Genomic DNA, 14,257 nt, shown 5'->3' on the forward strand with positions numbered 1-14,257 from the left:
AAAAAGGAGCGATCGCACTTTCTTGTAATAATTGTAGGGAAAGCGATCGCATTTCATCATATCAATGTGATCATTTTAGAGAAAAAGTTGTAAAAAGTCTCACATCAAACCTGCTACCTGTCAAAGAATTTACTAACCGTTCATCCAGAGTTAGCAACGGTGCTTTAACTTGTTCTGAAAGTGCTACATAACAGCCATCATAAGCTGTAATTCCATAGTCCAAACCAATTTGAACAGCATTACTGATTAGATCTTTTGTTGAAATGACTTGAAATCGTAGTGCTTTTAAGTCACTTAAATCGGCTTTAACCTGTTCAGCCGTGTAGAGGTTAGCGCGTACATACTTCCAGAGAACATTAGCACATTCAATATAAAAAAGATCAGGTACAAAAAACTCAACAGAAGGATCATCAAGATGAGTAAATAGTTGATTAACTTTAGAGGTCAATAGATCAGCAACAAATAACTTAATACAAATATTTGTATCAATTATGCAGCGTAAACTAACGGTCATCTATTGCGATCCTCTTGAATTAAAATAGTGCTATCTGTTAATCCAAAATCCCTGGGGTTAACTCTCGGACGATTACGAATTATTTGTAGAATTGCTGACATGGGTTGGTTCTCTTGCGTCCGATTTATCATTACTTTGTCAGGATCAAATGATAAGGATTGCGTCAACAGATGAATAACTGCCTCATTAAGAGTAAAATTTTTCTCTGAGGCCAGACACTCAATCTGACTATATAGTTCATCAGGCAAGTTTTCAATCTGAAGTTTAGCCATGGCGATTCCAGAATTACTTAATTTATTATATCACCAGTTTCCATCATATCAATGTGATCATTGTAGGGAGAGCGATCGCCTTCTTAAAATAAAGAGCGATCGCGCTTAGGCAAAGATTTCTGGTAAACTGTAGCGCATATATAAATCAAACAGCCTACACTTGTGGAAATAATTCCAAACAAAGCCTTAGTAGTTCGTGGCGGTCGTAATCACACCAACGATTCCTAACCCATCACAATCATCATCCTAAATCGAGTAAAAACATGAGTTATCCCAGAATCTTTGCAGACTTTCATAATGCTGATGAACAGAGTCGCCTTCGCCTAAATTGTGTTGGTACAATTGAAGATTTGAGTCGCCTTTTCAATGTAATTATGGTATAATAATTAAAGATAATCTTGCTAATATTGCATAATAATCATGACTATTGATATAGAGATTTTTCAAACCGTCGTCAAGATGCCGGAATCTTTAAAAAAAGAGATATTGGATTATGCACAATATCTACTTGAGAAACACGCCAAAAGTGGATCATCTCAAGAAAAACTTGAAGAACTTCATGGTTATGGAAGTTGGGTTGGTCAGATATTTATGTCTGATGATTTCGATCAACCACTCGATAATCTAAAGGAATATATGTAACATGACATTTCTTTTGATACAAGGCTTTCCGCCTCGTTTACCAGGCTCGATAGTAATAATATGGCGATAGCTCATGGCAAAGGTAAATTTAGCGTTTCTACAGTAAGTTTAGCCTAATTTCTGATGCTAGCGGGGCGTGAGGGTTGGCTGTTGGCGGGATAGATAATCACTAATGGTTGCCCGTCATGGATAACAGTTAGAGGGGTTTTGGTACGTTCAACCTCTATCAATAGAGTTTGCAAGGTTTGGGGTAATTCAGTTGTAGTAATTTGTGTCATTTTCTGTTACTTATTCAGCAAGCCCTACTTATAATTTTGTTCTTAAAAATCGAGATTTTAAGCCGTTTCTAACCAGTCAAAAATTCTATCTAACTGCTCTAAGGTAACTAAACCGTATTGCAACAAAGTCATAGATACGGGACTGGGATCTTGATATTTATGTTGAGAGTTCGTGGGATGATTGGCTCTTTCTGCCATGGCAATTGAATCCGCAGATAGGGATAATTCTTCCTGCAGAAAGTGAATAAACCGAGAGTATTTACTGGGTGTCATTCTAACACTCACCTCCTAATTTAATATTGATCTAAGGGTTAACAAAAAATTTTTCTGATAAAATTGGCTAATTGCCTTTTTTTATAGATTGATATACTGAAACAGATGAAGCTATCAAAATTAATCCGTCGCTAGACAGAACAGTTTCCTTGTCAAAACAGAGAAGTAGCGGAACTCTAAAATTTAGAGTCACAGTTTCACGGTTATTTAACCCTAGCTTGTTCAATACGCGCGAACTTGACTCAAAATTAGCCCTGACAACCAATGATCGTCGTGGATCAATTTTCTTTGCCCGCTTGCTTCTCCTCACACCTAAGAAGAATAAATCAACTGTATAGGGTTAACTGCCTTTACGCTGAACAGTGTTCGAATAAACAGATTAACAAATTTATTTGCTATGGTGTAGACCTTAACATTAAAGTTTTAACAAATTACATGAATTTTTGTAAAGTTATTTCAACTTAAAGCTCATGGCTGAGAATTCAGAAAGCTGATCGGTATGCGATCGCCCACTTTTACACCCAATTCCTGAGATCGTCCGCCCCGTAATTCAATCACCTGATTCACCGGAACATCAGGGCCATAGGTAGGACAAGGTTCCTGTTCACAAGGGAGAGCATTAACCTGAATGGCTTTCACCACGTCATCGCGCAGAAAAATCATATCCAGGGGGATTTTACAGTTTTTCATCCAAAACCCCACAACCCGAGGTTGAGCAAAGGGAAATAACATTCCCCGATCATCGGCTACATTGGTTCTATACATTAAACCTAATGCTTGTTGCTGAGGGGTTCGAGCCACTTCAAGCTGAATAACCTGGCTGCCAATTTTAGCCTTCGCCGTAATCGGTAACATTTGACCCCGATTCTCTTGGGTGATTATAGGAGATTGAGAAACCGAAGTTCCTAAACCTACAGATTGTGCTATTGAAACCGATGATAACAAAGGTGAACAGCTAACTAATAATATACCGAGCGCCCCAAAACCCATGGAAACTAAGGCTTTGGGTATAGAAGCCAAGATCAAACCAGTCCTAAATCCGACTAACAGTTCAAGGTTCAAGGTTGTCAAAAAATTTGTATCCCCAGCGACAAAAGATCGTACAGCATCTTAGACAATTTTGATCACTGATTTAACAGGATTACGCAGATTACCCAAAACCCAAAACCCATTACCCAAAACCCAAAACCCATTACCCATCTCTGAGAACATACCCCACCCCTCTAACCGTTTGAATTAGGCGTTTTTCGCCTTCGTCTTCAATTTTGAGTCGCAAATAACGAATGTAAACTTCTATAACGTTAGACTCTCCCAGAAAGTCATAACCCCAGACATTCTCTAAAATTTGTTCCCGGGTTAAGACTTCTCGCGGATGTTCCATCAAATATTTGAGTAACTCATACTCTTTCATTGTTAGATCAATTGTTCTACTATTGCGGAGTGCCCTTCTGGTGGCCAAATCCAAGACTAACTCCCCAAAGCGTAACTGTTCGTTAGTATTAGTTCCTGGTTGCAAATATAGATTGACCCGTTCCAAAAAACTTTCCGTCCGATAGGGTTTTAAACAATAGTCATCTGCCCCCGACTCTAAACAAGCAATGCGGTCTTCGATCGCATCTTTTGCCATTAAAATTAACACAGGTATCCGGCTACCTAAATCACGTAAATGACTACAAACCGATAGTCCTGACTCTCCTCCCAATAATCGATCAATGACTATTAATGCGGGTTGTAATTCCGTTGCTTGATTTAATCCTGCTGCTCCGTTACTGACTACAATCGGATAATAACCCGCTTCTTCTAAATCTAGGCTAATCTGTTGAGCTAACAGTTCATCTGGCTCAATAACTAAGATCGAAGGATGCTGCTCTAACCCCAACTTATTCATCTATTTATTTTGTTTTGATCAAAAAAATTAAAACTATTTTAACACTTTCCGTTAACTATTAAGGTGTTAGTGCGTGCTAACACACTTCCGCCCTGCCTCCTCTGTCTCCCCCGGCTACGGTAATTCAACAGAAGTCGGTTTGGCAATATGAGGTAGTCCCCAGCCTAATTTTTCTCGGAGAACTTGAAAAAATTCGGGGGGTTGAAGCCGAATAAATTTGGCATGATAGGGCGATCGCTTAACTTTCACCTGATATTCTGGAAGGACATAACAGCCTCCATTTCCATCCACTACCATCACCAACTGATTCGGACTAGCCGGATAAATGATTACAGGTTCAGTTTCCCCATAAATCAGAGCCCGAGAAGCCAAAGAATGGGGACAGATGGGAAGTAACTGTAACACTTCCACCCCGGGTGTTACCACGGCTCCTCCGGCTGATAAACAATAGGCCGTTGAACCCGTAGGAGTAGAAATAATCACCCCGTCCGCCGCAATATCCACCGGAGCATGACGACCGATTTTAATTTCAAAATGACACATACAGGTCATGGGTTCCCGGTGTAACACCATTTCATTCAAACACAAAGCTTCCCACAGCACTTGTTCTGACTGACATACCTCCACCGCAATCATAGTCCGGTTTTCAACAATATAGTTTCCGTCGATCACTTGTTCCAAGACCGAAGGCAATTGATTCAGGTAGGTTTCGGTTAAAAACCCCATGTGACCCGTATTCACCGCCAATAGAGGAATACCGTGAGGTGCCAGTTGACGAGAGGCGGAGAGAACCGTACCATCCCCACCTAGAACAATGGCAAACATCATCTCCTGATCAAAATCAGGCGGGGCCAGCTTATCCATAGGAATGCGGTGTAAAGGATTTGGCCCAGTAGCATAGCCCAAGATGCCCCCGGTTCCGGGTGCAGTGCAAACCTTCAATCCCCGCCCTATCAGCTTATCTTTGATCTCGGTCGCAGCACGACAAGCGGTGGGTTTGGAGTCATTATAAATAATTCCTACTTTTGGCACGAGAAGTCTTGTTAAAATTGGGTTTAAATAGCCTAACAGCAACTAATTCGTCTATCTCAGAACTGGGATTGCCACCCCAATTCTGATCAGACATACAATTGAGCGATGGTTAAAGCATACTCTGTCTTTGGGCGATTGTGTCCAGTTAGAGGGGCTTGAAGGGATTGCTTCTCTGTTTACGTTTTTTCAGCTTTTCCTGTTCATATTCTAATTCTTTAAGTTTCTTCATAATCCGACTAAAGTATTCCTGCATATAAGTCTCTAAGCTGCTGATTTCCTTGGGGTCGATGCCAAAAACTTGATAGGTTTCATCCATCGACGCTTGCAAGGGTTGACCATTGGCTAAAACCTCAGCAAAGGCTAGACGGTCAGAGACATTCCAACTCCACTGAAACCAACGGGTTACTTGCCGGAATAGACGCAGGACTTGTGTAGGGGTGCGAGTAATTTTAGCTTCTTTACCCGAAAGCCTTTCACATAAACGAATAATCTCCTCGGCTGTCCAGGCTTTAGAGCCGACGATGGGAAAACTTCTATTCTCAGTTTCAGCAACGGATAGGGCTTTAACCGCAAATTTAGCGATATCGATGGTGTCCATATAGGCAACGGGTGAACTTAACCCAGGTACCAAAACCGCTTGTTTATCTAAAATTGGAATCGCATATTGACCAATTAACCCTTGAAAAAATCCACAGGGCTTTAAAATTGTGTAATTTAAACCGGACTCGGCTAAAAATAGTTCGGTACAGCGCTTGATTTCTAATAGGGGCACTTGGGGATATTTCTCGGCATCCAAAAAGGAAAAGAAGATAAATTTTTCCACTCCTGCTTCCTTGGCCGCTTGAATCAGAGAGACTTTCCCTTTCCAGTCTATTTGTTTAATTCCTAATGAATCCGTAGGACGGGCTGTTGCTGCGTCAATCACGGCCGTTACTCCTTCTAGGGCAGATTTTAAGGTTTCTGGTTCACACAAGTCCCCAGGAACCAATTCCGCCCCCCATTCTTTTAAAAACGCTGCCCTGCGGTAACTGCGTGCTAAACAACGCACGGTATAACCCTCGTCAATAGCGCGTCGCACCACCTGTCTTCCCAATGTGCCAGTCCCACCAACAATTAATAAGGTCATGAATATGAGTCTGAAGATTAAAGTTTGTTAAGTATGCTATCAAATATTCTCTCATTTTTTTACAAAACTTAACAAAAATCCGAGGGCCTACCCTGTAGATCCCAGATATCACCCCAGACTCTGAAAACAATAAAAACTTTTTCTGATTGCGGCGTTGCGACGAAATCGTTCCAACCCAAAACAACAGCACCCAAAGCTCATTTCCCTAGTGATTTCCCCTCCTATGTTGGATGATGTAGAGTTGCTACTAAGGTCGAAGCCTAGTTGCATTGCTCCCTTTACCATGATTAGGGGAAGTGTAAGGATATAATGATAGGTACTGTTGTTTGTATTCTACAAGACAGATTGTATTGACTTTTAACAGAGTAACTAACCTCCTAGTTAAGCTAAGGAATTTCCTCGTTTATAATCCGTAAGTTTGGAGTTGTATACTTGTTAAAAACAAAGCTACATTGCTCCCATTTGGTTCACTAGAGGAAATATCAGCAACTAAAGAAAGAGTTACTGCGGAAGACGACAGACGTTAGATGAAACAGTTTAGTTAACCTCCTAATTTCACTTAACTCGGACGCTCAAGAAAACGTGTTTCGGGCCTCCTATAATCGAGATTTTACCGTTTGAACATCGTTTACTGATCTGTCAGAGAAGCTCTTTTTGGCTCCTGTATATAGAATAAACATTCCCCCTATAAATTGCAAGTGAAATCCATTAAAGTTAATCATTTGATCAATCAACACTCTCGCAATTGTAAACTTAGGTAACAGAGACTTTTCGATTAAATCAGCATCTAATCTTGATATGTAGGGGATGACACTTGTTCAGACTGTTAGCACATCTAGCCCGATTTTATTCTTTGTTGAAATAGATGGAATCCCCGCCCGTTTTACCGCGGGGTGGATGTCAACGCACCTGCATATAGACTGCATCGGAAATCGTGGGAATTTCTGCATATTTTCCCGACAAAGATTGAATCACAGAATAGAAAAATACCGCCAAAAGTCCCAAGAATATCATGTTGTAGAGGGTTTCACCGACAAATCCTTGTAGAAGAACACTGCCAAATACCTGGAATACTAACGTGCATAAAATTAGAACAATGTCAATCAAAATGGCTTGCATGGTATTAAATCGAATGAAATGGGGAATATTTTCATTACGAACCACTAACATATATAAACCGATAAACACAATAAATCCAGCAAAAGGAATGTATTGATAAAGGAACATTAAAGGAATAACAGGCAATGTAATAATTTGTAAAACTGGAAACTGTTGGAATAAAAAGCGTCCAAAGGGCAACCCATTCATTAAAGGTAATAGATAGGGTAATGCGGCAAAAATGCGATCGCGTACTGTCGTGGTTCCGCGCCAAGTCATAACCAATTCTCCTGAGTATCTCTTAAACTCAGGATAGCGCAGTCCTAGAGATTGGGGTTAGATGTTCGCAAGAAAAACCCACAAGGAGTGCAAGTACCCCCTCGCTGATCACCAAGAACCAATATATTATTGGATATTGGCAATACGGAAACCCATCTGACATTCATACTGACTCGGTTGATTGTCAATGCAGGGACGAACCAAATGTCCACAGGACAACTGGCCTCCTCTCCAACGCGGTTGACCGCTTTGATCGGCTAATAAACATCCCTGACAAACTTGTTGAGAAGCAAGTATCTGGTTATCCATCAAAATGACTAGCATAATGATTCCTCCGACAGACGCCCAATTATACTTTTATTGTAATCCCACAGTTATCGGGGATTCGGCTAAATGAGTCACAACTTAATGCAATTTTGGAATCAACCATCAGCACAGTAAAGTTATGATGGAAAATCAGGGATAATCCTAATCCGTTTGAATCGGTAATCAAATTGTGTAATTAAGAGGAATTTTATTGTGAGTCAGACTAACTTAGAAATCTTATCTGAAACTGATCCGGTGATTGCTGATCTGATTCAGCATGAACTCTGTCGTCAACGGGAACACCTAGAATTAATTGCCAGTGAAAATTTTACCTCGGCGGCGGTCATGGCGGCCCAGGGGTCGGTTCTCACCAATAAATACGCCGAAGGACTTCCCAAAAAACGCTATTATGGGGGTTGCGAATTTGTCGATGGCATCGAACAATTAGCCATTGAACGCGCCAAACAACTATTCGGGGCTGCGAGTGCCAATGTTCAGCCCCATTCTGGAGCCCAAGCTAACTTTGCCGTGTTCTTGGCTATGCTCAAACCGGGTGACACGATCATGGGAATGGACTTATCCCATGGGGGACATTTAACCCATGGTTCCCCGGTCAATGTTTCCGGTAAATGGTTTAAGGCTTGCCATTACGGAGTTAGCCCGGAAACCGAACAACTTGAATATGACTTAATTTTAGAACTGGCTAAACAGCATAAACCTCAAATGCTGATTTGCGGTTATTCTGCCTATTCTCGGATTATTGATTTTGAGAAGTTCCGCGCCATCGCCGATGAAGTCGGTGCTTACTTAATGGCCGATATTGCCCATATTGCTGGGTTAGTGGCAACGGGTCATCATCCTAACCCGATCCCCTATTGTGATGTTGTCACCACCACTACTCACAAAACCTTGAGAGGGCCAAGGGGCGGATTGATTCTCAGCCGAGATGCCGAACTGGGCAAAAAATTGGATAAAGCTGTTTTCCCCGGTAGTCAAGGTGGCCCCCTAGAGCACGTTATTGCAGGCAAAGCCGTTGCCTTTGGGGAAGCCCTCAAACCCGAGTTTTCGACCTATTCTGGTCAAGTGATTGCCAATGCTAAAGCCTTAGCGACTCAGTTACAAAACCGAGGCTTAAAAATTGTTTCCGGTGGTACGGATAATCATTTGATGTTAGTGGATTTACGTTCTGTCAATATGACGGGTAAACGGGCGGATCAACTGGTTAGTGAAGTGAATATTACGGCGAATAAAAATACGGTTCCCTTTGATCCCGAATCTCCTTTTGTCACCAGTGGTTTACGGTTGGGATCTCCGGCCATGACCACCCGGGGGATGGGAGAAACGGAATTTATCGAAATTGGGAATATTATCGCCGACCGTCTGTTAAACCCCGAAGATGAAGGTATCGGCGAAGCCTGTCGTCAACGGGTGGCGAATTTGTGCGATCGCTTTCCCCTCTATCCCCATCTGAGTTTGAAAGTTCCAGCCTTAGCCTAGTGGGATTTAGATAGATCTATCAAATGAATTGTAGGATTTAAACCCAATTACCCCCCAAACCCCGTACACGGGGGGCTAAGGTCTTAAAAAATTTAACAATTCTCGATTTACAGTTTGGGGAACTTCCTGTTGCATCCAGTGACCACAATCGGAGATTAATTCTAGTTTAAACGGGGCCGCAATTAATCTATCTAAACCTTCCGTTAGATGATAACTTAAAAATGAGTCTTCCTTTCCCCATAAAACTAAAGTAGGAGATAAAACTTTTACCTGGGTTTTTGTCAAATTTAATAACCAAGTCGGCGGCCAAAACAAATGACGATAATAACTCATCGCTGCTCTTAATACCCCGGGTTTTTCTAAAGCTGCTTCATAAATTTGAGTTTCTTCGGTACTAAAAGCACCCTTACGGATAGCGTGTTCTCGCAACGCATTAGTAATAAATTCTTTTAAATTTTGTTGGATTAACCATTCGGGAATCCCCGGAACTTGAAAGGCAAAAATAAACCAACTGCGACGAACTTGATCTAAATTACTAACTAATTCTTGCACAAAACGATAAGGGGGAGGAGCGTTTAGAATCGCCAAACGATTTAGAGATTCAGGAAACTTCTGGGCAAAATGCCAAGCAATTAATCCCCCCCAATCATGCCCAACAATATGAGCTTTAACATAGCCTAATCGTTGAATCAAGCCCTGAATATCAACTACGAGGGTATCCAAATCATAGCCACTATCCGGCTTGTCAGAATCATTATAACCCCGTAAATCAGGTACAACAACTTTAAAATGACGAGCCAAAGCCGGAATTTGATAGCGCCAAGCGTACCAAAATTCAGGAAATCCATGTAGAAGTATGACGAGTTCACCCTCACCTTGGGTAACCGTGTGTAAACGAATGTTATTCGTTTCTACAAACAGATGTTGCCAATCAGATTCCAATGTCACCATAAACTCCAATATAATGCTCACAAGCGCTTAGGCTAACGTCTTAGAGAATTTCCTCAACGGATTGGAGCAATGTTAAACAGTTGCTCGGTGATTCCAGATTACCACCGACGGGGGTTAAATCCATCAACTTCATTAGGTCTGTAAAAAGGCAATTCCGCATCTTCTAAACACGCTGGGCAAGTTTGGGACTGATCAGATGGGGAGAAGGTATTCCTCTGTAAATGACTAAATTAGCCAATTCCTGCAACTGTTGAATTGCTTCGGCACCTTCTAATTTCATGAGTTCCCGGTCATCGCGCATTTCTGTCCAGGTAATTCCATAGTCCGACACCAGGAAACGAATCAGATGACTTTCGCCTAAACTAACCATAAAGGAGGCGCTATTCATCTGACCGCCGCAGGTATAGCAGGAGGCAAGATACCCCTGTCTTTCTAGCACCGTAGCTAGAGCTTGGAGGTTCATCACCAAGTCCTGAACGAATTTGCGGTGTTGTTCTGCAATTCTGAGAAACATAATTCTCCTCCTATCACCACACCTGGGATTATTTACAAAATGTAGCATAATCTTAAAGTTATGGTGCTGAAATATTAATCTTAGTCTGATCAGCCTAAATTGAACAGATCACCCTATTTACCCCCCCCAGTGCCAAAATAGAGACTGTTTTCCAGGTTAACCAAAACCCTCTGTTGAGAAGTTCCAGGTACAGAAACTTTCCCTCAACCTCAATCAATCTGCCACCACCCAAATCCAGGGCCGATAAATCGAATCGTAACCCAAACAAAAACCAGTAAACCAATCCCTAACCAACTGGCTTTAGTCGTAATTTCTATGAATTTTCGACTTTGGTTTTTAGTGACGGGAAACCAAGGGACAAATTTTTCCTCTTGGCCATAACTTTCCCCCATAGAATCTTTTCGGCGTTTTGCTTCACCCATATTTGTATATAAAAGTTAACAGTAGGACTTATTTACTCCCATTCATTTTATTTGATCTTTTGGCGAGTTGACGATTATTCCTTGATCGATCACAAATGGTAATAATCGCTCCCAATTCAAAGTAACAGTTTCAGAGGCCGGATCAAGTTTCCACCGCAAAAGCTGACTGGCGGATTCACCCATAAGAGAAAATATACCCAGGGCTTGCCTCGGAGCAATTGTGGCCAAGGCAATCGCCTCTCCCAAATCACAACAATTCCACTTAACTAAATTTTCTACCCCTACAAATAAAGGTAAGGTGGTTCCAGATAAAGTCCCATCGGCTAAACGGGCGGTACCTTCTTTCACCTCAATTTGTCGTTCATCCCAAGGATAAACCCCATCCGGTAGTCCCAAAGGTGCTAAGGCATCACTCACCAAAAACAGGGGAATTAAATCTGTGGCTTCGTTGGGTTGGTTAATTCCCGACATCCTTAACAGCAAATTAACCATTAGGGGAGAAATGTGCTGTCCATCGGCAATAAAGCCCGATTGTACCTGGTTATTAACTAAAGCCGCCCCCAATAAACCCGGTTCTCGATGGTGCAGACTGGGCATGGCATTGAAAGCATGAGTTACCATCCTTGCCCCTAGGTTAAAAGCTCGTTCTGCCTGCTCTGCTGTAGCCTGGGAGTGACCCAAACTAACAATTATGCCTAAATTTGTCAAATAGGGAATTATTGTATCTGTGGGGTCTAATTCCGGGGCTAGGGTAATAATTTTTACGACGTTTGCATAGTCCCCTAGAACCCGTTGCACCTGCTCCAAAGTTAGGGGTAATAAATGCTCTTGAGGATGGGCCCCCCGTTTACTGGGATTGAGAAATGGCCCTTCCAGATGTACCCCTAGAATTTTAGCGGTGGGTTTGTCCTGGGGAACAGTTTGGATAAATTCTGCTATGGTGGAGAGCGATCGCTGAATTTTATCAATTGAAGTGGTGACAATAGTGGGCATAAACCCATCAATGCCCTGTTCCCATAAATACTGGCAAATTTCGGTTAACTTGGAAAAATATTGCGGTTCTAAATCGGGAAAAGCTAATCCTAATCCCCCATTAATTTGTAAATCTATTCCTCCCAAAGATAGCCAATCTCCTTGCAAATCTATTTGTTGAATTGCTGCGGTTGATCTGGGTTGAGATAAACCTGCCATCGCTCCAACGCCTGAGATTTTACCCTGACGAATTAAAACTTGTTGTAAATTTTGTGTTCTTGGGAGACGGACATTGATAATATCGAAGTTAACGGCGTCTTGCTGTGGTGTTGTGATCATGAGGAATAGTTGGCTTTGAACTCTACATTATTATCGACTAACTCTACTCCTGTGGTTGGGATTATTATGGGGAGTGATTCAGATTTACCCACAATGGCGGGGGCGATCGCCGTTTGTGAAGAATTTAATATCCCCCATGAGGTTGCCATTGTTTCCGCCCATCGTACCCCGGAAAGGATGTTTGAATATGCTAAAACCGCCCATTTGCGAGGATTAAAAGTGGTTATTGCCGGAGCCGGAGGAGCCGCCCATTTACCGGGGATGGTGGCATCTTTAACCCCTTTACCTGTAATTGGGGTTCCAGTAACAACTCGCACCTTACAGGGGGTTGATTCTCTGTATTCTATTGTACAAATGCCTGGAGGAATTCCGGTGGCAACGGTGGCAATTGGTAATGCTAAAAATGCGGGTTTATTAGCAGTACAAATCCTAGCCAGTCATGATCCTGAACTCTTGCAAAAAGTTCAAGACTATCGGGAAAATCTTAAACAATCTGTTCTGGAAAAACAGGAGCGTTTGGATCAAGTTGGCTATAGTGAATATTAGGTGTAAAGTCGGAGATCTGCGAGCAGTGATATTGAGAACTAACAAAAAAAATAGGATAAAAAAATTATGACAACCCTTTGGCAGTCTAGTAACAATCACCCCGATAATGCAACCCATCTGGATATCATTCGTCAGTGGTGGGCATCCTTACAAGGTCAGGAAATTCACTGGCAACAACGTTTAATTCCTGCCGATGGGGATTATTTGAGTGGTTTAGATTGGCAACCCCAACGTTTTGATGAAACCTTTACGATAAAAAAACCAGAAATTCGCGGAATCACACTCTATTATTTTAAACCAGAACTACCCCAAGAACTGAGTATTACTCCCCATAAATTAAAACTTGATTCTCAACAACAACAACTGTATATTTTCCCCCAATCTCAACAGCAAGTGGTGATTCGAGTCGAAGGTTATAAACCTCCTTATCAAATCATAGAATTAACCGATCCCGATTTGGCTGTTGGCAAAGATGGAATGATTTTATTTCGGGATCATCAACAGTTAATGGATGTTAAAATTAAACTGAGTTCCGATCGGCTAAAGTTATTAAAATCCAAACTTAATTCTACTGAATAATCAGTCTTTAAGGGATTCACCTTGACGATCAGTTCCTTGACATCCTTAAGACGGATGCACTACCATATCCTCAATTACATCCCATCCCATAAATAATGTAAATTTAGGACGTTTCTGATGTCAAAAATCTACAGTACAGAGGAACTGATCCAAATCTTAAATCAGGAGCGCCAAGCTTGCCTGAAAGGGGAGCGTTTGAATTTAAGGGCGACTCCGGCGGTGGGAAATCCCGTGGTTGATTGTTTTTTAAAACCGGAGGGAATTCAAAAGTTTACAGCCTATCAAAATTTTAAGGCAACAATTCACCAATACCAACAAGAACATCAAGTTTCTGGAATTGTTTGGCGGGAAATTATTGTTAGGGGAAAAACCCTACAATTTCCGTTTGTGAATGAACAATTAATTGCCTTACCCTATGATTTAGAACAGTTAAAAGCAGCAAAAATTAAATTATTGGCATTCTGGGATGATGTAACCGCCGGGATGGATTTATATTTAAGTTTAAATAGTGGTAAGGATTATCGTCAAATTTGCGTAGAAGAAGTCGATGCTATTATTCAACGCACGGAATGGGCTTGTATTTGGAAGTGGGAGAAATCGAGTTTTTTAGAAATGTTATTACAATTAGGTTGGGGACAACCCTCAGAATCGGGTGATCGCAGGGGATGGCCCCAGTCAGGGAGCGAAAATATTCATGCTGTTAAGCCTGGTCAGCATCCGATTGGTTAA

Annotated in this window: 17 protein-coding genes; 5 read left to right on the forward strand and 12 right to left on the reverse strand. The window is 41.6% G+C overall.

What is annotated here, in order from left to right; all coding sequences use genetic code 11:
• Positions 1 to 70: 70 nt before the first annotated feature.
• Positions 71 to 514, reverse strand: coding sequence for a type II toxin-antitoxin system VapC family toxin (locus AC559H_RS15385; protein WP_026785411.1), 444 nt, complete (start codon positions 512 to 514; stop codon positions 71 to 73).
• Positions 515 to 1,206: 692 nt separating this feature from the next.
• Here AC559H_RS15385 and vapB point away from each other — a divergent pair.
• On the forward strand, positions 1,207 to 1,428 hold the full coding sequence (gene vapB, locus AC559H_RS15390) for a type II toxin-antitoxin system VapB family antitoxin (protein ID WP_026795935.1): 222 nt from the start codon (positions 1,207 to 1,209) through the stop codon (positions 1,426 to 1,428).
• A 335-nt stretch (positions 1,429 to 1,763) separates the two neighbouring features.
• On the opposite strand, the gene AC559H_RS15395 is transcribed toward vapB, so the two are convergent.
• The 7 genes from AC559H_RS15395 to AC559H_RS15425 all read right to left on the reverse strand — a co-directional run bounded on the left by AC559H_RS15395 (position 1,764) and on the right by AC559H_RS15425 (position 7,726).
• A complete protein-coding gene (locus tag AC559H_RS15395; protein ID WP_036831945.1) occupies positions 1,764 to 1,979 on the reverse strand; it encodes a DUF2949 domain-containing protein in 216 nt (71 codons plus the stop codon).
• A 468-nt stretch (positions 1,980 to 2,447) separates the two neighbouring features.
• Entirely contained in the window at positions 2,448 to 2,999 is a 552-nt protein-coding gene (locus tag AC559H_RS15400) for a DUF192 domain-containing protein (protein ID WP_233423139.1), read from the reverse strand.
• Positions 3,000 to 3,171: 172 nt separating this feature from the next.
• Entirely contained in the window at positions 3,172 to 3,867 is a 696-nt protein-coding gene (gene nblR / locus AC559H_RS15405) for a response regulator transcription factor NblR (protein WP_026785406.1), read from the reverse strand.
• 114 nt (positions 3,868 to 3,981) lie between these two features.
• A complete protein-coding gene (locus AC559H_RS15410; protein WP_026785405.1) occupies positions 3,982 to 4,899 on the reverse strand; it encodes an NAD(+) kinase in 918 nt (305 codons plus the stop codon).
• Positions 4,900 to 5,044: 145 nt separating this feature from the next.
• Positions 5,045 to 6,025 carry an SDR family oxidoreductase gene (locus tag AC559H_RS15415; protein WP_026785404.1) on the reverse strand — a complete coding sequence of 327 codons (981 nt, stop codon included), beginning with the start codon at positions 6,023 to 6,025 and terminating at the stop codon, positions 5,045 to 5,047.
• Between the two features lie 900 nt (positions 6,026 to 6,925).
• A complete protein-coding gene (locus tag AC559H_RS15420) occupies positions 6,926 to 7,402 on the reverse strand; it encodes a Tic20 family protein (RefSeq protein ID WP_026785403.1) in 477 nt (158 codons plus the stop codon).
• Positions 7,403 to 7,528: 126 nt separating this feature from the next.
• Positions 7,529 to 7,726 (reverse strand): hypothetical protein, encoded by a 198-nt coding sequence (locus tag AC559H_RS15425; protein WP_026795936.1) that lies wholly within the window; start codon positions 7,724 to 7,726, stop codon positions 7,529 to 7,531.
• Positions 7,727 to 7,921: 195 nt separating this feature from the next.
• Here AC559H_RS15425 and glyA point away from each other — a divergent pair, with 195 nt between their 5' ends.
• A complete protein-coding gene (glyA, locus tag AC559H_RS15430) occupies positions 7,922 to 9,205 on the forward strand; it encodes a serine hydroxymethyltransferase (protein WP_026795937.1) in 1,284 nt (427 codons plus the stop codon).
• A 75-nt stretch (positions 9,206 to 9,280) separates the two neighbouring features.
• Here the strand turns inward: glyA and AC559H_RS15435 are convergent, their stop codons facing one another.
• The 4 genes from AC559H_RS15435 to nagA all read right to left on the reverse strand — a co-directional run bounded on the left by AC559H_RS15435 (position 9,281) and on the right by nagA (position 12,403).
• Positions 9,281 to 10,156: an alpha/beta fold hydrolase gene (locus AC559H_RS15435; protein WP_026795938.1), complete on the reverse strand. Its 876-nt coding sequence runs from the start codon at positions 10,154 to 10,156 to the stop codon at positions 9,281 to 9,283.
• A 163-nt stretch (positions 10,157 to 10,319) separates the two neighbouring features.
• Entirely contained in the window at positions 10,320 to 10,670 is a 351-nt protein-coding gene (locus AC559H_RS15440) for a DUF1815 family protein (RefSeq protein WP_026795939.1), read from the reverse strand.
• A 209-nt stretch (positions 10,671 to 10,879) separates the two neighbouring features.
• Entirely contained in the window at positions 10,880 to 11,092 is a 213-nt protein-coding gene (locus tag AC559H_RS15445) for a DUF2839 domain-containing protein (protein WP_026795940.1), read from the reverse strand.
• Between the two features lie 42 nt (positions 11,093 to 11,134).
• On the reverse strand, positions 11,135 to 12,403 hold the full coding sequence (gene nagA, locus AC559H_RS15450) for an N-acetylglucosamine-6-phosphate deacetylase (RefSeq protein WP_051319545.1): 1,269 nt from the start codon (positions 12,401 to 12,403) through the stop codon (positions 11,135 to 11,137).
• Positions 12,404 to 12,469: 66 nt separating this feature from the next.
• Between nagA and purE the strand changes: the two genes are divergently transcribed.
• The 3 genes from purE (at position 12,470) to AC559H_RS15465 (ending at position 14,257) form a co-directional block, all read left to right on the forward strand.
• The gene (gene purE, locus AC559H_RS15455) at positions 12,470 to 12,949 is read left to right on the forward strand and encodes a 5-(carboxyamino)imidazole ribonucleotide mutase (protein ID WP_026785396.1); all 480 of its coding nucleotides are present in this window, start codon (positions 12,470 to 12,472) and stop codon (positions 12,947 to 12,949) included.
• Between the two features lie 66 nt (positions 12,950 to 13,015).
• Entirely contained in the window at positions 13,016 to 13,528 is a 513-nt protein-coding gene (locus AC559H_RS15460; RefSeq protein ID WP_026795941.1) for a hypothetical protein, read from the forward strand.
• 117 nt (positions 13,529 to 13,645) lie between these two features.
• Positions 13,646 to 14,257 (forward strand): hypothetical protein, encoded by a 612-nt coding sequence (locus tag AC559H_RS15465; protein ID WP_026795942.1) that lies wholly within the window; start codon positions 13,646 to 13,648, stop codon positions 14,255 to 14,257.

Source organism: Planktothrix prolifica NIVA-CYA 540 (assembly GCF_963864145.1).
Taxonomy (GTDB): Bacteria; Cyanobacteriota; Cyanobacteriia; order Cyanobacteriales; family Microcoleaceae; genus Planktothrix; species Planktothrix agardhii.